This window comes from Paenibacillus sp. FSL R5-192 (assembly GCF_000517845.1).
In the GTDB taxonomy this organism is placed as follows: domain Bacteria; phylum Bacillota; class Bacilli; order Paenibacillales; family Paenibacillaceae; genus Paenibacillus; species Paenibacillus amylolyticus.
The window spans coordinates 151,953-176,858 of sequence record NZ_ASPR01000048.1 but is presented as its reverse complement, the minus strand read 5'-3'; the positions used below and the strand labels follow the sequence as shown (position 1 = coordinate 176,858).

19 protein-coding genes are annotated in these 24,906 nt (G+C 48.3%); 7 read left to right on the top strand and 12 right to left on the bottom strand.

Features of this window, described 5'->3' with window-relative positions:
• Window positions 1-105 precede the first annotated feature (105 nt).
• Window positions 106-5,301, bottom strand: coding sequence for a WIAG-tail domain (locus C161_RS24450; protein ID WP_036673411.1), 5,196 nt, complete (start codon window positions 5,299-5,301; stop codon window positions 106-108).
• Between the two features lie 434 nt (window positions 5,302-5,735).
• Here C161_RS24450 and C161_RS24440 point away from each other — a divergent pair, with 434 nt between their 5' ends.
• Together C161_RS24440 and asd are read left to right on the top strand one after the other, a co-directional pair.
• On the top strand, window positions 5,736-6,947 hold the full coding sequence (locus C161_RS24440) for a YheC/YheD family endospore coat-associated protein (RefSeq protein WP_235193919.1): 1,212 nt from the start codon (window positions 5,736-5,738) through the stop codon (window positions 6,945-6,947).
• Window positions 6,948-7,032: 85 nt separating this feature from the next.
• Complete coding sequence (asd, locus tag C161_RS24435) at window positions 7,033-7,824, top strand: archaetidylserine decarboxylase (RefSeq protein ID WP_036605808.1); 792 nt, start codon at window positions 7,033-7,035, stop codon at window positions 7,822-7,824.
• A gap of 347 nt (window positions 7,825-8,171) precedes the next feature.
• On the opposite strand, the gene C161_RS24430 is transcribed toward asd, so the two are convergent.
• Entirely contained in the window at window positions 8,172-8,957 is a 786-nt protein-coding gene (locus C161_RS24430; protein WP_036673407.1) for a helix-turn-helix domain-containing protein, read from the bottom strand.
• 178 nt (window positions 8,958-9,135) lie between these two features.
• On the bottom strand, window positions 9,136-10,596 hold the full coding sequence (gene pdxR, locus C161_RS24425) for a MocR-like pyridoxine biosynthesis transcription factor PdxR (protein WP_327196806.1): 1,461 nt from the start codon (window positions 10,594-10,596) through the stop codon (window positions 9,136-9,138).
• A 153-nt stretch (window positions 10,597-10,749) separates the two neighbouring features.
• On the opposite strand from pdxR, the gene C161_RS24420 reads away from it, so the two are divergent.
• The 3 genes from C161_RS24420 (at window position 10,750) to C161_RS33140 (ending at window position 13,190) form a co-directional block, all read left to right on the top strand.
• A complete protein-coding gene (locus C161_RS24420; RefSeq protein ID WP_036673405.1) occupies window positions 10,750-11,367 on the top strand; it encodes a pyridoxamine 5'-phosphate oxidase family protein in 618 nt (205 codons plus the stop codon).
• A gap of 178 nt (window positions 11,368-11,545) precedes the next feature.
• Window positions 11,546-12,844 carry an aminotransferase class I/II-fold pyridoxal phosphate-dependent enzyme gene (locus tag C161_RS24415; protein ID WP_036673403.1) on the top strand — a complete coding sequence of 433 codons (1,299 nt, stop codon included), beginning with the start codon at window positions 11,546-11,548 and terminating at the stop codon, window positions 12,842-12,844.
• Window positions 12,845-13,061: 217 nt separating this feature from the next.
• A complete protein-coding gene (locus tag C161_RS33140; protein ID WP_017692471.1) occupies window positions 13,062-13,190 on the top strand; it encodes a hypothetical protein in 129 nt (42 codons plus the stop codon).
• 169 nt (window positions 13,191-13,359) lie between these two features.
• Here the strand turns inward: C161_RS33140 and C161_RS24410 are convergent, their stop codons facing one another.
• The 5 genes from C161_RS24410 to C161_RS24390 all read right to left on the bottom strand — a co-directional run bounded on the left by C161_RS24410 (window position 13,360) and on the right by C161_RS24390 (window position 18,456).
• Window positions 13,360-14,577 carry an ABC transporter permease gene (locus C161_RS24410; protein ID WP_036673400.1) on the bottom strand — a complete coding sequence of 406 codons (1,218 nt, stop codon included), beginning with the start codon at window positions 14,575-14,577 and terminating at the stop codon, window positions 13,360-13,362.
• A 2-nt stretch (window positions 14,578-14,579) separates the two neighbouring features.
• Entirely contained in the window at window positions 14,580-15,332 is a 753-nt protein-coding gene (locus C161_RS24405; protein ID WP_036605802.1) for an ABC transporter ATP-binding protein, read from the bottom strand.
• A gap of 27 nt (window positions 15,333-15,359) precedes the next feature.
• Window positions 15,360-16,733 (bottom strand): DEAD/DEAH box helicase, encoded by a 1,374-nt coding sequence (locus C161_RS24400; RefSeq protein WP_036673397.1) that lies wholly within the window; start codon window positions 16,731-16,733, stop codon window positions 15,360-15,362.
• A gap of 434 nt (window positions 16,734-17,167) precedes the next feature.
• Window positions 17,168-17,941 carry an SDR family NAD(P)-dependent oxidoreductase gene (locus tag C161_RS24395; RefSeq protein ID WP_036673396.1) on the bottom strand — a complete coding sequence of 258 codons (774 nt, stop codon included), beginning with the start codon at window positions 17,939-17,941 and terminating at the stop codon, window positions 17,168-17,170.
• 56 nt (window positions 17,942-17,997) lie between these two features.
• Window positions 17,998-18,456, bottom strand: coding sequence for a chemotaxis protein CheX (locus C161_RS24390; protein WP_036605799.1), 459 nt, complete (start codon window positions 18,454-18,456; stop codon window positions 17,998-18,000).
• A 456-nt stretch (window positions 18,457-18,912) separates the two neighbouring features.
• Between C161_RS24390 and C161_RS24385 the strand changes: the two genes are divergently transcribed.
• Entirely contained in the window at window positions 18,913-19,815 is a 903-nt protein-coding gene (locus C161_RS24385; RefSeq protein ID WP_036605798.1) for a LysR family transcriptional regulator, read from the top strand.
• A 30-nt stretch (window positions 19,816-19,845) separates the two neighbouring features.
• Window positions 19,846-20,655, top strand: a complete 810-nt coding sequence (locus C161_RS24380) for a histidinol-phosphatase (RefSeq protein WP_036673393.1) — start codon at window positions 19,846-19,848, stop codon at window positions 20,653-20,655.
• 487 nt (window positions 20,656-21,142) lie between these two features.
• Here the strand turns inward: C161_RS24380 and C161_RS24375 are convergent, their stop codons facing one another.
• The 4 genes from C161_RS24375 to sdhB form a co-directional block, all read right to left on the bottom strand.
• Window positions 21,143-21,775: a GNAT family N-acetyltransferase gene (locus C161_RS24375; protein ID WP_051449920.1), complete on the bottom strand. Its 633-nt coding sequence runs from the start codon at window positions 21,773-21,775 to the stop codon at window positions 21,143-21,145.
• Window positions 21,776-21,943: 168 nt separating this feature from the next.
• Window positions 21,944-22,675 carry a metallophosphoesterase family protein gene (locus C161_RS24370; protein ID WP_036673390.1) on the bottom strand — a complete coding sequence of 244 codons (732 nt, stop codon included), beginning with the start codon at window positions 22,673-22,675 and terminating at the stop codon, window positions 21,944-21,946.
• A gap of 57 nt (window positions 22,676-22,732) precedes the next feature.
• Window positions 22,733-23,707, bottom strand: coding sequence for a metallophosphoesterase (locus C161_RS24365; protein WP_036673389.1), 975 nt, complete (start codon window positions 23,705-23,707; stop codon window positions 22,733-22,735).
• A 175-nt stretch (window positions 23,708-23,882) separates the two neighbouring features.
• Window positions 23,883-24,647 carry a succinate dehydrogenase iron-sulfur subunit gene (gene sdhB / locus C161_RS24360; RefSeq protein WP_036605794.1) on the bottom strand — a complete coding sequence of 255 codons (765 nt, stop codon included), beginning with the start codon at window positions 24,645-24,647 and terminating at the stop codon, window positions 23,883-23,885.
• Window positions 24,648-24,906 lie beyond the last annotated feature (259 nt).

Genomic DNA, 24,906 nt, shown 5'->3' with positions numbered 1-24,906 from the left:
CCCCTCACCGTCCGAACGGATTAAGCTGATATCAATCAAAAGCGGTGTCCCGGACAACTCTGGACACCGCTTTTGTCATTTGTTTATTACGGATACAATCCTGCACTATCCTTGCGAAGGTCCCGCAGCAATCCATGACAACAATCCGTACGTATGCTTGCAATCTGCCGTACGTGACACTTCAAGAACCGCTTCATCCTCACTCTGCGAGAGCAGGGAAATCTGGAATCCCCGATCATTACTCATGCCCACAATCACATAATGTTCTGAAGCAAATGATTCTTCAAAAACAACAGTTACCTCTGTGCATACTTCACTCTCTGGCAGTACAAAAGCTTCCATCCCGAATTGTTGTACAACCGGTTGTTTGCTTACGCTGCGAACGGGCTGAAAGGCCAGATGTTTGACCTGAACTGCCCCCGATTGCAACTGGTTGCTGCCCACGGCATCATCACACAGATGCTCCTGTTTAATCGATTGTTCACTTAACATAAACTCCGTAGTTCCAGCGATCTCCTGTGACTGTTCTAGCTGTGGTTGCTGAGCCTGTTCTGCCGGCTCTGTTGTGAACAAAGCTGCCGGTAGTTCGCCAAGCTGATCTGTTTGGGATACCAGCTCTTGTTGTTGCTCCAGACCAGCACTCGGTAATGCCTCGACGATTACCTGCTGTGATTGCTGTACAACCTCATTTTCTGGTTGAAGCAATCCCTCTTGTCTTTTGATAGCTGCCAGCTGCTCCAGCGTTTCTCCACTGAACTGACGAATCGCATTCCATATCTCTTCGCTCAGATGCGCTGGACCTACAATCCCCGCATTCAAATGATTAGAGGTAATACTCTGCTCACTCAGTTTGCTGCCGTTCACGCTGCCATCGGCCAATTTGGCACTGGTGACAGACCCATTTTGCAGATGAATCCCGCTTACTGCTTCCTCTTCCAGATGAGTTGTGCGAATACTGCGTTCCTGAATATGATCAGCAAGAATGGTTCCATCCTGGATATGACGAGTTTGCACACTTTTGTCGGCTATGTGGATAGCCGATACCGCACCTTCAAGCAATTTATTACCGTTTACACTGCCGTCAGCCATTTTGGCACTTGTTATGGAACCATTGTGCAGATGAATCGAACTTACCGATTCGGCTTTGAGGTGGGAGATCCCAATGCTTCGCTCTTGAATATGGTCAGCATGTATGGCTTTCTCTTGGATATGACGCGATTGCACACTTCCATTGGCAATATGGACATCCGACACCGCATCTTCAAGCAGTTTGTCGCTGCTCACACTGCCATCCGCCAGTTTGGCACTCGTTACAGATTCATTTTGCAGATGAACCGCACTTATTGCTTCCTCTTCCAGATGGAACGTACCAATGCTGTGCTCCTGAATATGATCAGCAAGGATCGCTCCTGCCTGGATATGGCGAGTTTGCACACTTTCCGACGCGATATGGCTCCCCAATACAGTATCTTCGAGCAATTTGCTGCCACTAATGCTACTGTCAGCCAATTTGGCACTTGTGACGGACCCATTTTGCAGATGAACCGCACTTACGGCTTCCTCCTCCAGATGGGCTGTGCCGATGCTTCGCTCCTGAATATGACCAGCATGAATAGCTCCTGCCTGAATATGCCCGGATTGCACACTTTCCGATGCGATATGAACCCCGGATACCGTACCTTCGAGTAACTTGCTGCCAGTTATACTACCATCCGCCAGTTTGGCACTCGTTACAGCTCCATTTTGCAAATGAATGGCACTTACAGACTCCTCTTCCAAATGTGCTGTGCCGATGCTCCGCTCTTGAATATGATCAGCATGAATGGCTCCTGCCTGAATCTTACTGGATTGCACACTATCGTCTGCAATGTGGATATCTGATACTGCACCTTCAAGCAACTTGCTGCCGGTTACACTGCCGTCGGCCAACTTGGTACTTGTTACAGATCCATTTTGCAGATGAATGGCACTTACTGCTTCCTGTTCCAAGTGAAGCATGCCAATGCTGTGCTCCTGAATATGGTCAGAAAGGATTACTCCTGCCTGGATATGGCGGGATTGCACACTTTCAGAAGCGATATGGATTCCCGACACCGCATCTTCGATCAACTTGCTGCCGGTTACACTGCCGTCGGCCAGTTTGGCACTGATGACAGACCCATTTTGCAGGTGAATGGCACTTACTGCTTCCTCCTCCAGATGGATTGTGCCGATGCTCCGCTCCTGAATATGGTCAGCATGAATGGCCCCTGCCTGAATATGCCCGGTTTGCACACTTTCGGATGCAATATGAATCCCCGATACGGTTCCTTCAAGCAATTTGCTGCCGTTTATACTGCCATCCGCCAGTTTGGCACTTGTTACAGATCCATTTTGCAAATGAACCGCACTTACAGACTGCTCATCCAGATGAACTGAGCCAATACTGCACTCTTGAATATGATCAGCAAGGATTGCGCCTTCTTGGATATGACGGGTTTGCACACTTTCATTGGCAATGTGAGTAGCCGATACGCTTTCTGCGGCTAATTTGCTGCCATCCACACTACCCGTTGCTAGTTTGGAGCGTGTTACAGATTCATCCTGCAAAATAATCGTACTTACCGCTTCTTCTTCCAGATGAGATGTTCCGATGCTGCGTTCATGGATATGATGAGGAAGAATTTCACCATCTTGAATATGACGGGAATGCACAGCTCCTTGCTGTAGGTGAACAGCACTTGTCGACTCTGCCTGAAGATGCAAACCACTGATCAAACCTGGCTGAAGGTGAGCCGCTGTAATGGATAAAGGTGCCAGATGGTCTGTTTCGACAGATCCAGGTGCCAAGTGATGCGATGTGACCACCTGTTCAGCAATATGCTCCTCATGAATGATGTCTGGCTTCAGATGCTGTGAGCTCACTACTTGAGTCCCCAAATGGTCAGATTTCACGCTGCCTTCAGCCAGATGGACGGATTGTACAACGGATGGCTGCAAGTGCTCGCTACCTACAGCAGCCTGTTGCAGTTCTGTCCCGGATACCGAGTCTGCTGTCAAATGGTCCGCACTTATGGAGCCATGTTGAAGTTTGTTGCCGGTAATACTGCCATCAGCAAATAATTCCGGCGAGCGTATTTCTTCCGACAAATGTTCCAGTGAAACGGCATGCTGCTTCAGGTGATATCCGCGGATGGTTCCTGCTGGAATATGTTTGGCGTTAATGCTCTCTGCCATAATTTTGGAAGAAGTCACGCTGCCGTCTGCCAGTTTAGCTGACGTGACAGCAAAATCCGCCAGTTTATCTGTGGCAACACTTTCTGGTGAGAGCTTGGGGGAGGTAACCGCATGATCTGTTAGATGAGGCGGAAAAATGGACCCGCCAGCCAGCTGGGCTGAAGTTACACTATCAATAGCCAATTTGTCTGTTGTGACCGCGGCCCGTGCAATCGCATCCGTTTCAACACTGCCCGGTTGAAGATGAGGTACACCTACGGCATGTTCTGTCAAGTGTTCCGATTTCACTGCATAAGGTCTCAGGGCCTCGGAACCAACGCTGCCTGGAGCCAGATGTGTCCCTGTGACTCCACCACTCGCAAGATGCGAGGATATAACACTTCCCGGGGCAAGCGCTCTGCTACTCACCGATGCCGTTCCAAGCTTTTCTGTTGTCACACTTCCATCCGCAAGTTTAACGTCTGTAACGGCAGCATCCTGCAATTCATACGTACCCACGGCCGACTCTGCAAGATGCCGCTCACACACCACGTCGTCTGCAAGAGCGTCTCCGGACACACTTCCGGCAGATAGATGAGCTGCCTCGATGCTTCCACTTGCAATGTGAATAGAGTGAATTGCGGAATTGTCCACATGTACCGGTGTAATTCCCCGATTCGCAATGTGTTCCGCACGAATGGACCCTTTGGCAAGATGTTTACCCTGTACGGCTTCATCCGCGATTTTGGAAGAAATGACGCTCTGATCAGAGATCTTGGATGCCGTAATGGACTGCTCCAGCAATTTTGCTGTTCCAACAGACTGGTCTGCCAGTTTGCTACTGGTTACTGCACCTTCTGTCAAATGCTCACTGCCCACTTCTCCATTGCCAATCTGCTCCTTGCCAACGGAATGAGCTCGAATCTGACTTGATCCGATTGAACCGTCCAGCAGATGTCTTCCAGTTAGTGAACCCTCAGCTAAATGTCTTGTTTGTATGGATCCATCCTCTATCTGGTCACTTCCAATACTGCCATTTAATAGTTGTGAACGACCGACAGACCCTTCTGCCAGATGTGTCTGTTTAACAGCACCTGCCTGAATATGGTGAGACTCGATGGAGTGTTCTTCGATTTTGCTGCCTGTGACAGCAGCTTCACGAATTTTGGTTGTAGTCACTGCATCGTCAGCCAGTTTGGAGGTATTCACAGCTCCTCCCGTGAGATGCCTTGTATCCACCCCGCTAATCGCGATCTTGTCTCCAGTTACGGCATGATTCTTGATTAATTCTTCCGTTACCAGCATGCGGCTGAGATGTCTTGTGCTGATAGAACCGTCGGCAATTTTGGCCGAATCGATGGCCTGGTTGCCAAGCTTCTGAGAAGTAATACTGCCATCTCTGATTTTCTCACCTGCAATAGAAGCATTTCGTATTTTGTGACCAGACACAGAACCGTCAATCAGGTGCTCCTCAGATACAGACGCTTCCGCAAGTTTCGCTGAAACAATGGCCCCGTCTGCAATGTGAATGCTGGTCACCGCATAATCCTGCAATGCTTCACTGCCGACCGCATCCGGTTTCAGCTTGGAGGCATCTACAGAGAAAGGAGCCAATTTGCTCTCCGTAACAGCAAATTCACTCAAGTCGTCCGTGTAGATGTAATGTCCGGTATGACCCGGCATCTGGTTCTGGTTCAGGATCTGCAGCCGGTCCTTGTTTGTTGTTTCTTGCTTGATGATACCCACCTCTTCTTCCAGAACAAGCGGAGCCACACTGCTAACCTGAATCTGCTTATCCGAGCTATCTTCTGTCTCGATTTCCTTGCTATCAGACTCTACGGGTTCCGGCTTGATTTCGGCTTCGATCTCCAACTCTTCCAGCTCATTTGTTGAAGAAGGTAGCTCCATTGAGTCGAATAAGAATTCTTCCGACTCCTGAACAGCTCTCGAATCCCTTTTATTCGTATTCAAGCGTTCTTCCCTATTCACAGTGAAACCTGAGTTCATCTTGTCTGCCCGGCGATCAGTCAGTTCCAATTCCTTGTATTTCGGGCTCACATGCCGCAGTTTCGGCGTCGGAACCTTCTTTTTGCCATTTTTACTCATGCAGCTTGCTCCTTCCTCTAACGTTCGTCTCCGGCATCATATGCTTCCATATGGGCATCTGCCACTTCATTTATGACTTTTGCGGATTCCAGAGTACGAATGTACAGGCGTCAAGACAGGAAGGTTCGATGATCTTCGTGGAAATAGGCGTGTCAGGGCTGCAGAGGAAAGGCGGCTGTCCACGCCCCCGTCCCAGTCATGTCATAGGATATTATATCTAGGTCGTGTCTGAAAACTCGCTGAAGTGCATCTTTCACCGTCTTTTCGCCCCCTGCTGTGTCACTTTCCCTAGCCGTGCCCCGGCACGCCTGCGGAAAACCTCCTTGCTTGGAACGAAGATTCGGCAAAACCTGCTTCCTTCAGAGTTTTAGACACGCCTTGAGCAAGCACTAGTGCTTGGCGATGCATCTTACACACCGGTCTGCGTTATCGCGATGTCTGAGCCATGCGGTGACAGGCCGGCATTCCATGAATGGACGATCCATGGTCGCGATAACATCGAAGGAGGAACGGTCATGCTCCAAGAAACGATCGGCATTATGTTCGATTCACGCATGTACCGGGGGATACCGGCCGGAAGGACCGGTCAGGAATCACTCGCGAATTATGAACAGGCAGCGGCCAGTTATGGATTAACCCCCTGCTTTTTGAGGCTGGAAGATATCGATTCGGATCAAAAAACATGTCTTGCCTATGTTAAAAAAGAAGGCAGATATGTTCGCGAGCGTATGCCACTGCCCTCCGTCATTCATAACCGCTCACTCCAGCTTCGCCGGACGGAACAGCATCAGATTACCAAGCTGATGTTGCAGGGTATCCAGGTATTCAACGTTCGCAACCGGTACCGTAAAGATCACATTCATGACATGCTTCATCAGGACCTCGCCTTGCGAGAACACCTGCCCCGTGCAGTCAAAGCTACGCCAGAGTCTCTGGCCTATATGATGGAACAATATGATGACCTCGTCATCAAACCATGCAGCGGTAGCATCGGTCATGGGATTATGCGAGTCTTCGAGCGAGATGGGCAGTGGAAACTAACCTGTGAGACGAAGGCGGCACGCAAAGGGTGGGCTACCTTCCGATTGAGCAAAGGACAGCTTCCTTCCGCCACCCTAAGGCGGATCTTTCGCCATGCCTACCTCATTGAAGAGCGTATCCCACTGGTACGTTATGAGGGCAGGCCGGTAGATTTGCGGGTATCTGTACAACGTGGTGGCGATGGTCTTTGGGGAATAACAGGCATGTTTGCCAAAGCGGCTCCTGCCCATACGTTTGTCAGCAACATCGCCCAGGGCGGTAAAGTCATGAAGCTTGCAGAGGCCCTTGGATTAGGAGAATCTGGCTTCGACCTGGCTCGACTGGAATACAGAATCGGACTCGTTGCACTTCGAATTGCCCAGAACCTGGCGGCCAGTCTTCCACATCTGGCTGATCTGGGTCTTGATCTCGGGATAACGCGCAGCGGCCAGATCTATTTTATTGAATGCAATGGACGGGATCAGCGTTACGGTTTTCGCAAGGCGGGAATGTCGGAACACTGGAAGGCAACGTACAGCAAACCGATGGCTTATGGGCGTCTGCTGCTGGAACAGAATTCAAGAATTCCGAGACAACCGCAGACATACGATAGGAGACTATATTGATTTCGTGTGCATTCTGTGTCAATATTATGCAGAACGGCCGGTCTTGCCGGCCTTGAAGTTCGCATTAACCCTAAGGGGGATATTCATGGCAAAAACGCTGTTGCGATTAATGACCGAGCTTTCTTCGCGCAAATGGATCTCCCGGACTGTGGGAGCCTTCTCCAAAAGCCGGGGAAGTAAGGCATTTATCCCTTATTTTGTCCGGACCTACGACATCCCTGTTCAGGAGGCCGAGAAAGACTGGAAGGAATACCGTTCACTGAACGATTTCTTTACCCGCAAATTAAAGCCGGGCATGCGCCCGTTGGAACTTTCAGAGCATGCACTGATCAGCCCGGTAGATGCCAAGATTACGGCAGCCGGTCCAATATCTGCAGGGACACTCCTGAATGTTAAGGGACAAAATTATACACTTGCTGAATTATTAAACCATTCTCCCCATCTGGAGAAGTACAAGCACGGGTACGGGTTCGTCCTCTATCTCAGCCCTCGCGACTATCACCGCATTCATGCACCTGTCAGCGGTCGCAAAATAGAGAGCGAACACATCAAAGGCAAAGTTTATCCCGTGAATGACTTTGGCCTGACCCATATGAGATCCGTGCTTAGTCGAAACGAACGACTCATTACGTATATCGCACATGATTACGGTGAAGTGGCAGTTGTCAAAGTAGGTGCGATGAACGTGAGTAGCATACAATATGCTGATACGGACATAAGTACCTGGGCACAAGGCGATGATCTGGCCTATTTTGAATTCGGTTCCACCGTTGTTCTGCTGACGCAGAGTGGCACATTCGAACCAAACCCGGGCTTACAGCCAGGCGATTCGGTCAAAATGGGAGCATTGCTTGGTCGTTTGAAACCAAAGAACTAATGAGTCCATACGCAAATAAAGAGGATGGCGCAGCACCTGTAACCAGGTATTGCGCCATCCTCTTTATGAATTCATATTCATCCATATATACATGCAATACGAAGCTTCGCTCCGTCGTTATTGGTCTGCTGAGTTCTCCTCAAAACCACACATCTTGCAAGTCCTCTGCCGGTTTGAAGCGACGCAGACGGTTCCGGAAAATATTGCATCCCTTCGTAGAGCATCCCCGGTTGCGGACCCGACGTTTTCCGTTCATCACAAGTTCCCCCTTTTGGTCATCTGGAATGCTAGATAATTACCCTTGCATTCCAGACTTGAAACGGATTCCTGTTTTTCTCATCAGAATTTTAACGAATCTCGGACGGGCTTTTGCCGGTATACTGCTTGAACTGACGACTGAAGAAGAAAATATCCCGGTAGCCCAGAGCATCCGCCACTTCGGTCACATTCATGCCGGTATGCACCAGCAGATGTTCCGCCCGTTCAATACGCATGCGGATAATATAAGATTGCACCGATGATCCCACCAGTTCCTTGAACTTAATCGAGAAGTATCGGGGCGATAAGCCAGCCCGCGCAGCCAGATCTTCCACCCGATGCGTAATTCCCGGATGCTGACGCACATAATTGGCGACCTCCTGGATGACATCGGACAACTGGTTGCTTACCTTTTTCTCCACAGGTTCTTCCGTATCGGCGCGCAGCAGATGAATCATCAATTGTTTCAGAATCAATCGGCTCTCTTCATCACGTCCGTACACATCCGATAAGAACAGTCTTACATAACGTGCCAGCAAATGCTCAAACTCCACCGTTTCCTGTACCTCGCGATAGGACTGGGGAACGTCAGCAACAGGCAGGTCCACATCAAAGTGAATATACGTAAGTACCAACGGTTTTTGCTTATTATGTGTTGCAGTAGGATGATCTCCTGGCCTGAACAAAAAACAACTACCCTTGCCAACTTCATACGACTGGTCATTCAGTACAAGCGTTCCTTCACCACTCCATACATAAAATAAATCATAGTTTTGCATCGGTTTTTCCCGTTTCTGCCACTTCCAGCCCGGTTCACAGACAATTTTGGCGACAGCGGGCAAAATAACAAATGATGACGGCGATGCCTGCAGCATGTCGCCACTCCCCCTTGATAGTTAATCTCTCTGCATATGGCATCATTCTGATCTGAATCTCACTTCTTCAATCCAGGCCATATGTATTTCAGTATCTTGCATCATGCTATACAACTTGCTCATATATAATCTCTGCTCCTACAGGAGCGAAATGTCTTATCCCATTATACAGCGGAATTCACCGAAACGAAAATGTGCACTTCTCCCAGGCTAGCCGCATTCGCCGGATTCCCTCTGTCATCTCTTCTTTCTCCAGATGTGCAAAAGCAAAACAGGCCGCCGGATGACCTGAAGTCAACCGATATCGCTCTGCATCACGGAACAATATGCCATCCTCCTGAGCAAGCTTTTTAAATCGCTGATAACTGTCCACATCGCCATTCCAGGTAGCGTAGATATGCAGTCCTGCATCACCAAGCTGCATTGTGAATGCCTCCGGCAACTGTAGTTCCATCTCGCGGACAAAAAAATCATGCCGTTCCCCATATAACCGGGTTAACCGTCGTAAGTGCCTCAGGTAACCTCCTCTGGTCATAAATTTTGCCAGTGCGCGCTGCTCTAACAGCGCCGGAGGTACCGGTTCATACAACGCCTTGGCGGCAAGCAGAGGTTCTACCAGACCAGGTGGCAGGACGGCATAGCCAAGTCGGAACGAAGCCACCATCGTTTGTGAGAATGATCCAACATAGATGACACGCTGTTCACGATCAAGCACTTTGAGGGGTTCAATCGGTCTTCCGCCCCATCGGAATTCACTGTCATAATCATCTTCAATGATGACCGCATTCCGCTTTGAGGCCCACCCAAGCAAGGCACGTCTTCTGTCCAATCCCAGCACGGCCCCTGTTGGAAACTGCCGGGTAGGGGTGACAAATAACGTCTGTGCCTCCCAAGGCTGAGGAATAATGCCTGCGGCATCCACCTCTGCCGGGATGATATGCCCACCACAGGACTTGACGGCATGGGCGATGCCTGGATAACCCGGATTCTCCAATACAACTGCTGTATTCTCCGTAATCAGCAGTTGAGATAGCAGGGTGATGCCTTGCATTGAACCACTGAACAATACAATCTGAGAGGGTTCAGCCTGGATACCACGTGTCCATCTGAGATGGGAGGCGATGGCCTCACGCAGCTCCGGGTCACCGGCTACACCGCTCGATTCTCGCCAACCACTGCGATGAACCGCAGCGAGTGCACTCTTCCACTCCCCTAACGGGAAATGTTCGGCAGGCATGCGCTGCATTTGAAAATTAATGACGGACGGCTTCGGTGAAGACATCTGAGTCCGCAGGACTTCATGTTGTGTATTCAACCTCTGTACTCGTTCGCCCCAGGGAGACAGCTTGAGAACGGCTTCCTTTTTTTCATTTTCCTGAGTGGATAATGTTTCGGTGACAAATGTACCTCTTCCCCGATGTGCATGGACATAACCATCCGCAAGCAGCATGTCGTATACCTGAGCTACCGAACCACGTGACATCTCATATTGCTTTGCCAACTCACGGGTGGAAGGAAGCCGCGTGCCTCCCACCAATGTGCCTGCATGAATGGCATCACGTAACGCATGGTACAATGCCTCATACTTGTATCGATGCTGAAGTTCATAGGTATCCATCGGCAGCCACAATTCCATCATGCACCTCTCTTCATTTGTCTTCATCTGTGATCCCTGACTAATTGGCCTACTAAAGTGAATGTAAATTGGATCTATTTCATTGTCAATGTATGAACTATGGTTATCCATAAGATATGGCGTTTTATTATACATTTCAATGATGGGGGATTACACATGAGACGGAAAGAATTCACAGTAGATGAAGAACAGGAAATTACCGCATTTCTGGATCAGTGCTCCTTCGGGTTTCTGGGAACGGTCAGCCCGGACGGACAACCACGGGTTACACCGCTGAATTTTGTATATATGGACGGTTGCTTTTATTTTCACGGCAGTCTGGCTGGTGAGAAGATGAAACAGATCAAACAGGATTCGTCGGTCAGTTTCACAGTAGCTGAAGAGTTCTCCCTGATTCCATCCTATTTCAGTGATCCTGAGCTTGCTTGTCCAGCGACTTCTTTCTTCAAAAGTGTCATGGCCTTCGGTCAGGCAGAACCGGTTAAAGATCTGGACATCAAAGGTAAGGTACTACAACGATTCATGGAGAAACTCCAACCGCAAGGCGGATATGTACCCATTGACGCTACTGACTCGCGTTACACAGGAAACCTCAAAGCTGTAGCCGTAGTTCGAATTATTCCTGAACGGATCAGCGCCAAGTTTAAATTTGGACAAAACCTCTCCAGTGAACGATTCGATCATATCAGTGGTCAGTTGGAACAGCGTAATGAAGGAAGAGATACTGAAACTGCTGAAATGATGCGGAAATACTGTCCATTTCATCAGCAATAAGTTTCATTTCTTGAGGATTGCTCCAAGGTTGAATTCAACGATAACCCACCCGAAAACCCTCTGCAACAACGCGGTAAAGCGATATAACTGTCATATTGCGTAATTTCCGTGACGGGGGCATGTCAAAGTGATATAATGTTAGGCAGTTGAATCACAAAGACTTGGAAGGATGAAAAGAATGAATCCACTGGCTGAACAGTTGAACGAAAGTATTCAGACAGGCAGCAGTCACGTCTACTCCATGCTGTCACAGCTTGGCAAAGAAATTTATTTTCCTAAAGAAGGGATCTTGAGTCAATCTGCTGAAGCAGCAAGCTTGGCCAAGACCCATAATGCCACGATTGGTATCGCCCTGGAGGGTGGTGTGCCGATGCATCTTCAGGTTATTCAGGAGAAGCTGTCTGCATTCCAGCCAAAGGACCTGTATCCTTACGCTCCACCTGCAGGCAAACCTGAATTGCGGACCGTCTGGAGAGACAAGATGCTGAAGGAAACGCCTTCCCTGGAAGGCAAAACGTTTGGCAATCCGATTGTAACCAATGCTTTAACCCATGGACTAAGTATCGTAGCCGACCTGTTCGCCGATGAAGGGGACGCTGTCATATATCCGGATAAAAACTGGGAAAATTACGAGCTGACCTTCGGAATTCGTCGTCATGGCCAGTTGGTTCATTATCCCCTGTTCGATGATCAGTTGAACTTCAACAGTGAGGGTCTGCTTCAGGCTTTGCTTGATCAGAAGGACAAAGGTAAAGCCATCGTGCTGCTCAACTTCCCGAATAACCCTACAGGTTATACGCCTGGAGCCGAAGAAGCAGATGCCATTGTGAACACGATTCTTCAGGCAGCTGAAGCCGGCGTTAACGTGGTTGCTGTAACAGATGATGCCTACTTTGGACTGTTCTTCGAAGATTCCATTCATGAATCCCTGTTTGGCAAACTTGCCAACATTCATCCACGTGTGTTGACCGTAAAAGTGGATGGTGCAACCAAGGAAGAATTCGTATGGGGCTTCCGCGTTGGATTCATTACGTATGCCCATGAAGATGCAGCCGTTCTGCATGCATTGGAACAAAAAACACTCGGTATTATCCGGGCAACGATCTCCAGTGGCCCGCATCCTTCCCAGACTTTTGTACTGGATGCGCTCAAAGCACCGGAATTTGAAGCACAGAAACAGGAGAAGTTCGAGATTATGAAAGGCCGCGCCAATAAGGTAAAAGCCATTCTCGATAGCGGCAAGTATGGAGATGCATGGGACTATTATCCGTTCAACTCCGGTTACTTCATGTGCCTGAAGCTAAAAGAAGTTGGCGCTGAAGAACTTCGAAGCCATTTGCTGCACAAATATGGTGTGGGTACAATCGCGCTGGGTGAATCGGATCTTCGAATCGCCTTCTCCTGTATTGAAGAATCCGGGTTGGAAGATCTGTATGAAACCATCTATCGTGGAGTTCAGGATCTGCGGACGACTTAGTTAACACAGACCTGTACCCTGAATGTTATAAGAACCCTTTGTATAACGGCGACGCTTCATGTCACTGAATATACGAAGGGTTCTTTTGTGTTTTATCAGCCCAAAAGCTTTAATTTCTGGCTTTACCGGGCATCGGCCCAATCAGCCTACCCCCATGGCACATAATATATGATGTACGCAAGGGCGTGCCAAACAACCACTTGAAAGGGGAATGACCATGTCTGGAGTTGAAGATACAAGAGGCGGTTATGGATGCGGCGGTTACGGCGGAGGATTTACAAACACAGGTGCTATTCTCGTTCTGTTCATCTTGCTCGTAATCATCACTAAATCGTTCCTCTGTTAGTACCAATACACACTTGCGCGAGAACCAAGTGATCTGATTGCATGATTCCATTACAGCACAAAGAAGGGTATACCGGGATACAGCCCGGCATACCCTTCTTTTGTTATCTTTTGTACCTCTCACTGATGAACCCAATGTAATAATCCGAGTTGGTCCGGTGTCCGATCGTTTACTCGTCCTCTTCTTCCTTCAACCACTTGTTACCTTGCGAACGCCGCATGATCACAATCACCAGTATACCCAAAATAAGTGCTACTCCGGTGACAGTCAGTCCGCTTGCTCCGGCAGCCAGCATAGGCAACCACATGAGCAACGCAGCCAGTGCATGTAGATGGAATATGAATCCCAACACCTGAGAACGACGACTCTCACCCGAGATTGGATAGATCATAATCCAGAACGATTCACTATGACTGCGACGCAGTGCACCTAACTGAACACCTGCAAGCAACAGGAAGAACAGATACACACCTACACCAAAGTAGCTGCCTGCTGTCCACCAGGATAGTAACATGCCCAGTACAATTAAACGTAACACGATTGAGAACACTTCGGTTCGAATAAACGTTTTGGTAATCAGATATCGGTAAGCTTTCCCTGCATTCCAGGGAAGACCACTCCCCAATTTGCTAAGCCAGCGACGCGAACTTACTTTCTGTCCGGATGAAGGTACATCCACAAACCAGCCAAGCGTACGCATAACCCTGCCAGCCTGACCCTGCTCTACCTGGATCAGTCGTTCCCACGCTACCCGATGTTTCACCGGTATACGCAAGGCGACGATGTAGACAACAGCCAGCAACAGCAGGAACCAGACGCTGCGCTGCGGTGGCTGCCACAGCCAAGCGCCAACCGCCAGCACTGCCAGAGCCCATCGCAAGAGACGATATCCTCTTGCCGCACCGACCTGAACCATTCTTAGCTCTTGCCATGCTCCATAACTGGACAACCCTTTCCATAGCAGCAGGAACACAATGAACCAGCCAAATGGCCGTGCATCCAGATCTGCTCTGACATAGAGCGGCCACAGTGTAACAAATACAAGCAGCAAGCCCAGAGTTTTATAGATGATGCCCCGGGCAAAGCTGTTCTTCAAATACTCCTGCATCCGGTATTCCTGTGGTCGCAGGAACACAATATCTGCCGGAAGCAGATATGTACGATAACTGCTAAACAGCACTAGCGGTGCCAGCAGCAACAATGCAACCCAGCGAATCGGAAATTCCGCCGGAATGTTCTGGACAAACGATGTATACCAGGCGGAGAACGCAATGACGAGAAATAAAAAGACCATAGCTACACCGCTCTGGATCACATAACCCAGATAAGGAAGAATTCCGTTCCAGAATCCTGTGCGTCTTTGCTTCCATAGCAGCTTGAGATCCATGCTCAATCCCTGCCTTGTACGAGGGAATAGAACATGTGCTCCAGCGTGGCATCCGATTCCCCGAATTGGGAGCGCAGTTCATTCAGCGTACCTTGAGCAATAACCTGCCCACGGTGCAGAACGATAAAACGGTCACAGTAATTTTCAATCGTGGACAGAATGTGTGAACTGAGCAGGATGGATGATCCCGAAGCTTTCATCTCCAGCATAAAATCAAGCAAAGAGCGAATACCCAGCGGGTCCAGTCCCAGGAAAGGCTCATCAATGATGTACAGTGGTGGTCCGGCCACAAAAGCACACATGATCATGACCTTTTGTCTCATCCCCTTGGACAGGTGAGTCGACAGACTTGTACTTTTCTCATTCATACGGAACAGTTCCAGCAGTTTCTCCGTACGTTGTTTGAAATCAGCCTCCGACACATTGTACGCTCTTGCCGTAAACTCCAGGTGCTCCATCACCGTCATCTCATCATACAGTTCGGGTGATTCCGGTACAAATGCCATAGCCGATTGGTAGATCTGCGCATCCTCGTCCCGCTTCTTGCCCATCACTCGCACTTCGCCCTGTTGAGGGGTCATCAAGCCGAGGATGTGTTTCATGGTTGTGCTTTTGCCAGCACCGTTTAAGCCGATTAGTCCGACCATCTCTCCACGTCCAACTTCCAGATCGATGCCGTGAAGGACTGGCCGTTTGGCACTATAACCTCCGCTTAACCCGCTGATTTGCAGAACAGGCGATTGAACGTTTTCCATCTATCCCTGCACCCCTTTCGTCAGATTCTATTCTTCGGAGCGTGGCGCTTTGTCTTTACTCCACTTGGGTGCTCCTTTGTTTTTACGATCCTGGTCGCGCTCCGTGCGGCCTGTATTACCCGTTGGTTTGCTACCTGCTGGACGCGAATTGGAGATTGTAGCTCGGGTTCCCCCATTACGATTGCCCTGACCTGGTTTGCGATCTCTGGATTGTCCTGGTTTTCTCGAGAACGAATGTCCCTCAGGCCGCGTGTCCGGACGCGGGTCAGCCTCCAATACTTTACCGCCAAAGAGTACACGTTCTGACAGTTCGATTCCGAGTTCGCGTGCGAATTTACGCATAATAAAGATCTGTGTTTCATCCACAATGGACAAAACGATACCCGAGCGTCCCATCCGGCCTGTACGACCTGCACGGTGAACATAGTGCTCCGAGTCAAAGGCAGGGTCATAGTTAATGACCATTGGCAAACCTTCGATATCCAGTCCTCTGGCAGCCACTTCGCTTGCAATCAGCAACTGAAGTTTGCCATTACGGAAGGCAGACAATACGTTACTGCGGGTCACTTTGTCAGCATCTCCATACAGCGCAGCAGCGGACAAGCCCAGATGATTCATTTTTGCTTCAACTTCACCAATATCTTCGGTTGCATTCACAAATACGATTGCCCGATCCGGATTGTACTGTCTAACCAGACGACGCAGCATGTCAATTTTGTTACGGTTTTCTTCTACAAAATAATAATGCTCAAGGCCCGCAGCCGTAGCTCGATCCGGTTCAATTCCGATCTGAACAGGCTCTTTCATCTCACGCTTTGCGAGTCCAGCTGTATGCTCATCAATGGTTGCTGACAGGAAGATCAGCTGACGGTCCCGCAATGCGCTCTTAAGTACAAAGTTCACGTCACTTACGCCGCCAAGCTGGAACACTTGGTCTGCTTCATCGATAACAATCGTAGAGACGTTGTGCATTTTCAGTTTTTTGAGTGTAATCAATTCCTTCAGTCGTCCCGGTGTACCCACAACCAATTGTGGATGCTCACGCAGCTTCTCGATCTGACGTTTAGCCGCTGCGCCTCCAATCAGACCCAATACGCCAATCTTACGTTCTTCCGCATAACGTTGCGCTTCACGTACAATTTGCATCGCCAGCTCTTGCGTAGGTGCAATAATGAGTTTCTGCGTACCTTTGATATCCATTTTGATGGATTGTAACAGTGGCAGCAGATATGCCAGCGTTTTTCCTGTTCCCGTCTGGGATTTGGATACGACATCTCGGCCTTCCAAAATAACCGGGATCGTCTGAGCCTGTACAGGTGAAGGTTCGTTAATGCCATGTTTCGCTAAAACGGCCTCCAGATCCTGTTCCACGCCAATTGAAGCAAATGTTTGATTCGTCATGTATGTCCATCCTTTTAATTTATTCATTTTGATGTTATATAAGTTCAACTAATGAATATTTACACTGACACTACGAGGACAGAACAACCTTCCGATCACTGTTATCCCCAGATTTCTTTGATTCCTTTTTTCCAAAAGGAAAAATCCGGGGATAAACGCGAAGCATATGCTTCCGATGCAGCTTTCTTTCAGAAAGCTTTTAGCTTCGCTTCTTCAGGTTATTTCTGTCCCCTCCGTTATTGTGTAAAAGTTTAGTTGAACATATAAGTTGCTTGTATAAAACCGAAGCCTGTCATCACATTACCTTTCATTATATGCGAAAAAAGCCCGTGTACCAAATCTTATTCCAGAATTGTATGTATACACGCCAAAAAAAAGAAAAGCCCCTCGGCGGAGCCTTTCTTTCATTCCGTATATGATGCCTCGTATCACATTTACTTCTGATTCATTACACCGTGCGACAATCGATCTGCAAGACGAGGAAATAGCTGGTACAGCCATATGCCAGCAGAAGCAAGTCTTGGCAGATTCACTTCTTCCTTGCGCTTTTTCATCGCCCGAATCATATGACCCGCAACGTCTTCCGGTTTTAACATCATCCAGCGTACATTATTCACATAATTGCCAGAAGGGTCAGCCCGATGGAAAAATGGTGTATCAATCGGACCCGGATTAATCGTTGTCACCATGACGCCAGTCTTGCGAAGCTCTTGACGCAGCGCATTACTAAATCCGAGGACAGCATGTTTCGTAGCTGTATAGGAAGCGGATTTGGCTGTACCGATTTTGCCAGCCATGGAGGCCACGTTCACAATCTGACCTCTGCCACGTTCCAGCATTTGTGGAAGCACTGCTTTGGTGCAGCGGACAATGCCCATGTAATTAACGTCCATCATCTCATCGAATTCCTGTACAGACATCTCTGTCATCGCTGCGAATTTCCCGTAACCTGCATTGTTCAGCAAAATGTCGATTCGTCCGTATTTATGCAATATCGCATCCACAGCTGCCTGAACCTGCTCACTATCCGTAACATCAAGTGTGAGTAATTCATGCGGCCCTTTCAGCGAGGCACCAATCTCTTCCAGCTTGTCCCGTGAACGGGCAGCCAGAATTGGGATGGCTCCTTCTTCTATCAGCATCTGTGCACACAGCGCACCGATACCACTCGATGCACCTGTGATAAACACTACCTGATCTTTCAGCATCCGTGATGTCCTCCCGTATTGAACACATATTGCCTTTTGAGGCGTATGGTTCTATTCTACGAGATCATAACCTGAATATCCATCTCACCAATGCCGTCCATCAGCAAAGGAATGCTCAGTGCTTTCGTTGCACTAAATGTAGTCAGATGTTCGGACTTCATTACTTGTGGAGGTGTAATATCGACCACAACACCCTGGTTTGACAGGATGGTGCTGGCATTACCACTGATCATATTCCCCAGTTCGGAAATCGCACTTTTGCTCATTTCATCCATTTCTGTAATGACAAATCCACCCATCATCGCAGATACAATTTTCAATGCAACTTGTTCATTAATTCCAAATACAATGTTTCCGCTAAGTTGTCCGGTCATTCCGATCACGATCCAGACATGGTCTGCAATGTACTCTACATTTTTCACGCCAAGACTCCCGGTGGAAGGCGAAACCTGGATGAGCTGTTCGAATACGTTCCGTGCCGATTCCAGGAAAGGATTAATCACTTCCGCTTTCACTGTCTATGTCCCCCTCGCACTGGGTTATTGGTCACACACCAAAAGTCCCATATTCATTAAATTTATTATACTTTATCACGTACAAGAATTCATTAAGAATTCGTTAAACCATGTGTACTATAATTTATCGTCATCCGTGGGGCAAATGTTTATAGCTGATTCTAGCGAATAAACAGCGCTTTTCACTTCTTTTGAAGAAAGCATTTCAATCATCGTGCGTGGCAAAGGGCATTTAGGACTTTATTACTGCTTTCTCACAACTGTAAAAAAAATCAAATTCTTGTATTCGCGTTTTTTTCACAGTCTCTTGAACTACTTTTGATCCTGATCATTACCTTCATTGCTCTGCTGTCCTGAATCACCTATAATTTAAGATAACGGAACAATAACCAGTTACGGGATACATCGCACCAAACACTACATAATCAAGAAATTTTGCCTGCAAGGAGGTCACCTATGAACATAAGCCAACTGGAGACACTAATTACCATTTCCAAAACGATGAGCTTCCGCAAAGCGGGAGAACTTCTGAACCTGACCCAGCCTGCCGTCTCGGCCCAGATCAAAAGTCTGGAGGACGAATTCAGCACCGTTCTTGTGGATCGGAACCAACCCGTTACCCTGACAGACCGTGGACAGGTATTCCTGGAGCACGCTGAACGGATGCTCGACATCGTTGATGAGTTGAAACAAAAATTGTCCGATCTTGATGAAACGCCTCAGGGACGTATCGTATTAGGCACAACAACTTCCATTGCTATTCAGATCTTGCCAAGGGTGTTATCCTATTTCCAAGATCAATTCCCGCTGATCAAAACCAGTATCCAGTCCCTTCCTTCATCACAGATCTATACCCAGGTCGAAAATGGTCTGGTTGATATTGGTATCGGTTATCTCACGGAGCGTAATCCCAACCTGAATACATCTGTGCTCTACTATGACACATTTGAACTCGTGGTATCTCCTTCCCATCCGCTGGCAAAGAAAAAACATGCTGCAGTGGATGTGCTCCGGAGTACACCATTGATTCTGCTGTCCCCTGATACCGTAGGACGAAGGTTTACAGAAACGATCTTCAAGAAACATAATATTGAACCTAATATTGTAATGGAGTTGTCGAGCAGCGAAGAAGTGAAACGGATGGTCGAGATTGATCTCGGGGCAGCTGTCATCTCCAAACAATCTGTTGCGCATGAGTTGCGTCAAGGTACATTGCGAATGATACCCTTAAGTGAGCTGGAGGTCAGTCACCCTGTTGGTGTCATCTATAAGTCCAGTCGATACCTTAACTCAGCAATGCAACAATTCATAAGTGACCTCAAAGGTATGCCGGAAACCCAATTCATCAGTTCAGAATGACAATGAGCCATGAGAAAGGAAGGATTCCATATGAAATTTGATCTTCATACACATCATTTTCGTTGTGGTCACGCAGACGGCAACATCCGCGATTATATAGAGGCAGGTATTAAGGCAGGACTTCAGGCCATCGGTATCTCGGATCATACGCCGTACTTTGGCAGTGAGCTTGAGCAGGCATTTCCCCGGATCGCAATGGGCAAGTCGGAATTGCAGCATTATGTGGAAGAAGTCCTTGCTTTGAAAGAAGAGTACGCTGGTAAAATCGATGTGCTGCTCGGCATTGAATCCGACTACTTCCCTGTTCATGCAGAATTGTACCGTACCACACTGGGACAGTATCCTTTTGACTATATTATTGGTTCAGTTCATCATACCGAGGATGTGAGTATCTTCAACAAAACCCGGTGGAATGGCCTAAGCAATGCTCGCAAAGTTGAAGTGAAAGAGAGCTATTATTCATTAATCCGGGAATCGGCTGGCAGCGGTATGTTCCAGATTCTTGGACATATTGATGCGATGAAAGGAAACTATCCACCTTTCTCCGAAATTATCGCTGATCAGGCCATTGATGAAACGTTGCAGGTCATTGCAGAATCCAACGTAGCGATCGAAATTAACACATCTGGCAAAACCAAACTCAGCGGTGGCTGGTATCCCTCGGATGCCATTCTGGAACGCGCCCATCATTATGGAGTGAAGGTGACATTTGGATCGGACGCTCATAAACCACAGCGGGTTGCAGACGAGCTGGATGACGTTCGTACACGTCTCAAGGAGATCGGATTCACCGACTGGGTATACTTCAAGCAGAAACAGATGCAGGTTGTATCACTGTAAAAAATATAGAACCACAGAGAAACCCCCACAGCGTTAACAAGCGCAGTGGGGGTTTTGGGTTTAATTCTAAATAAAAAAAATATTATATAAAGTTAAACTACATATTTACACGATAACAGAGAGGACAGAAATAACCAGAAGAAACGAAGTGTTCGCCTAAAAGCTTTCTGAAAGAAAGCTGCATCGGAAGCATACGCTATCAACGGATTTTCCCTTTTCAAAAAGGAATCAAAAAATCTGGGGATAACAGCGATCGGAAGGTTATTCTGTCATCGGAGTGGCCAGTGTAAATACTCCACACTTAAATTATATGGGCAAAAAAAATGAACCCGCTCGCGCGGGTCCCAACAGCATTATCTATTATCAAAAAGGGGGTCATGAGATAAGTTTACCCCCTGTCTGTTAGAGTTCAATTGCAGCTATATTTCAATTGTGTAACAAATGATTGAAGTTCGATTCATTCACGTTTGACTACTCTTACTCTATGTCATTGCGGCTTGTCAGATACCAGAGTTTGCAGGTCTTTTTCCTGAACCGGTCTGACGTATTGTTCCCGGTACATACTGTACACTTTAACATCCATCAGGGATTCTGATCCCTCGTCATCCTCATCATTCAGTCCGAACGAGGGAAGACTCCGCTCATAGGACATCCCTATTTTGCTTAGCACCCGTTGTGAAGATACATTGGCCTCATAACAACGTGCTTCCACCCTCCCCAGATGAAGATCGTCAAATCCAAACTGCAGCAGCCGCTGTACCGCCTCGGTAGCCACACCCCTGCCCCAACAGGACCTGTTCAGGATATAACCAATCTGTGCGGTACCATTCTGATCATTCCAGTGCTGGAATGAGGTGATCCCAATAACTTGTTCCTTGCCTCTCCAGCAGATCCCATAATGTAACGAATCCAGCTTGGCGCTGCTGCTCCGTATCTGGTTCAATAACCGTCTCGCTCGGATTGGCGTGGGCTGGCTTCCCCTATTCACATATCTTATGACTTGAGGATCGGAAAAGAGTTCCGATAATGTGCTGTAATCACTTTGACGTAATGATCGCAGGACAAGACGCTCTGTCCACAAAGCCGGCAGACCTTGAACCAGCATTTTTCGGGTAAGCATGACAATCGCTCCTTTTGCCTAAACGGGCTCTAGTCCGGTAAGACAAGCATGCTCTGATGATGATCCGGCGTAATACCATTTGAACTGATCCACGAACTTTAGTATTCGCATTTTAGTATTAATATATTGCATCATTCAATTCCTCACGCTAAAAGGCCTAGATACTGACTACTCTTGCAGCCCGCGATAGATACCAGTACGAATCTCACGAATATAGAAATCCAATGCAGGAACATTCGCCGACTGTGCAACCTGTACTTCTCGCTCAATATCATAAGGCACTCGCAAAAATTGAACATTGAACGGGGTATTGTTATCGTTGCTGTCTTCACCCTCCAAAATACAGTAGGAAGCTTGGGGAAGATCGAATGGATTACCAACACTGCCTGCATTAAACAGTAACTTGCCGTTCATATACTGCAAGTATGCGTTATGCACATCCCCATAACCTACAACATCTGCAACACCTTGCTCAGGCTCATCAGCCGGAGGATCAAACATTGTCAACCTCTTTTCCATCGCGTCCCACGGCTGTACACGATGGTATACACTTTGAGGTGAAGCATGGACCAGACGGATGGTGCGACCGCTCAGTTGAAATTGATGACTGAAGGGTAGGCACGCCAAGTACGCCAATCGTTCCTCACCCAGCCGCTCTGCTTGCCACGTAAAGTTCTCGTTGTCTTGGTTAACCGCAACCAGTTCATCCCAATTGCCACGGATAACAAGTTCGCACGTCGCTCTCACCTGATCCACAACCTGTACCGGTTCTGGCCCCTTGCCCACGAGGTCACCAAGACAAAAGATTCGCTCCACGCCACGACTTCGGATATCTTTTAACACTGCTTCCCAGGCAGTCATGTTGCCATGAATGTCGGATACAATCGCAATTCTTTCCATCTGGATAACCTCCATTCATGTTCAATCCTTTATGTTTTATATTCATCTTATATTCTTTTATGTGGTTGACCCTTTAAGCTCAAACACCGTTAATTCTGGTCTGCACAGAAAACGAATGGGCAGTTGAGTCATGCCAAAACCACGATTCACATACACCGGCATCTGTGTCTGGGTGGTGTAATATACCCCCTGGACATCCGTGTAATACAATCCTTGAACATACTTGTGTGAACCTCGCGGAGTTGTCAGTGCCCCGATCCAGGGAAAACGTACCTGTCCACCATGGCTATGGCCGGAAAGTTGTAATCCAAAACCATAGGGAGTGGCAATGTCGGCATAATCCGGTTCATGCATAAGTAACAATTTCCACACATCATGATCCAAACCCTTGATGGCTTGGGCAGGATCAGGACTGCCTGTAAGTGCGTCATCCAGACCAGCTATGGCCAGACGTTCGCCCCCTTGTTCAATCACCACATGTTCGTTCCGTAACAAAGTGAATCCAGCTTCACGGAACATGGTTGTCACTTCATTCTGCTGTCCGCCCCGATAATCATGATTCCCCAAAACAGCAAATTTGCCATACTTCGCTTGCATGGAGGCGAGTACCGGAATACATTCACGCATCGGCTCTGCTTCCCTCTCGACGATGTCTCCGGTAAAACAAATCAAGTCCGGTTGCTGCTCCTCAATCGTTGCTGCCAGCTTCTTCAGCTCTTTCACCCCGGTATGAAAACCAAGATGGGCATCGCTGAACTGAACGACACGCAAACCCTCAAATGCCTTTGGAAACTTCGGAAGTTTCAGCGCCACTTGCTTGATCTCCAGACGACGCGGTTCCCATAGCCAGGCATAACCTCCTGTAAGCAAACTGGCACCCGCTGTCATCAAAACCATGCGCAATAAGAAACTTCGGCGAGAGGGATCATGATCCTTTTCTTCCCCAGGAAACACAGACTCTTCTGCACCTGATGCTTTGTGCGAGCGCTGGGACGGCGAGTTGTTGCTGCCCTGACGCGGTGTCTCTGCCATATCTCCCCCTCCTTCTACGCTCTTAATCCATCCCCTTAGTATATCATATTCTGCATGGGTAGCCCGGTTCCTCTGCTTCATTACAAAAAGAAGCCGGGATCTCCGGCATGTTGCTGCACGGGATCACGACTTCTTCTAAGTTGCAGATTACACTTCTGCACATGTTATGACGAGATTATACACCCAACCAGCGTTTGAACATATGCTTGGTCGTTTGTTTGTTCATTTCGGCAATGGAGGTTGTCAGTGGAATGCCTTTTGGACAGGATTGCACACAGTTCTGTGAGTTACCACAGCCCTCGATGCCTCCGTCTTCCATCAACGCTTCCAGACGATCGTCGGCGTTCATCTCCCCTGTTGGGTGAGCGTTGAACAGACGCACTTGAGACAGTGCTGCTGGACCGATAAAGTCTGTTTTCTCATTGACGTTCGGGCATGCCTCCAGACATACACCACATGTCATACATTTGGACAGCTCATATGCCCACTGACGCTTCTTCTCAGGCATCCGTGGACCTGGACCGAGGTCATAGGTACCATCAATCGGAATCCATGCTTTTACGCGTTTCAGGGCGCTAAACATTCGGCTACGGTCGATGACCAAGTCACGAACCACCGGGAATGTCTTCATCGGTTCGATACGAACGGGCTGTTCGAGCTTGTCGATCAGGGCTGCACATGCTTGACGTGGCTTGCCATTGATGACCATGGAGCAGGCACCGCAGACTTCTTCGAGACAGTTGGAATCCCAGCACACGGGTGCAATGGATTTGCCATCTGTATTGACGGGGTTCCGCTGAATCTCCATCAGGGCGCTGATCACATTCATGTTGGGACGGTACGGAAGCTCAAATTCTTCGTTGTACGAAGATGACTCCGGGCTATCCTGACGGGTGATGATAAACTTGACGGTTTTGTTGGCTGTAGCTTGTTCCGCCATATCGTAGTCCCCTCCTCTGGTGACGATGATTGGTGTTGCTGATGCGCAAAATGGTTTGGTGCACGGGTGGCGCTTCGTCAGCGGAATGCCCCTCTGATCGCTGTTATCCCCGGATTTTTTTGATCAACCCTTTCCAGGGTTAAAATCCGGTGATAAAGGCGAGCGCTTCGCTTCTTCTGGGCATTTCCGCTTCCTCCGCTACGTCGTGCACGCAGGGTCACTTTGCTGGAAACTGCACTCCATTCATGCTGGATGGGCA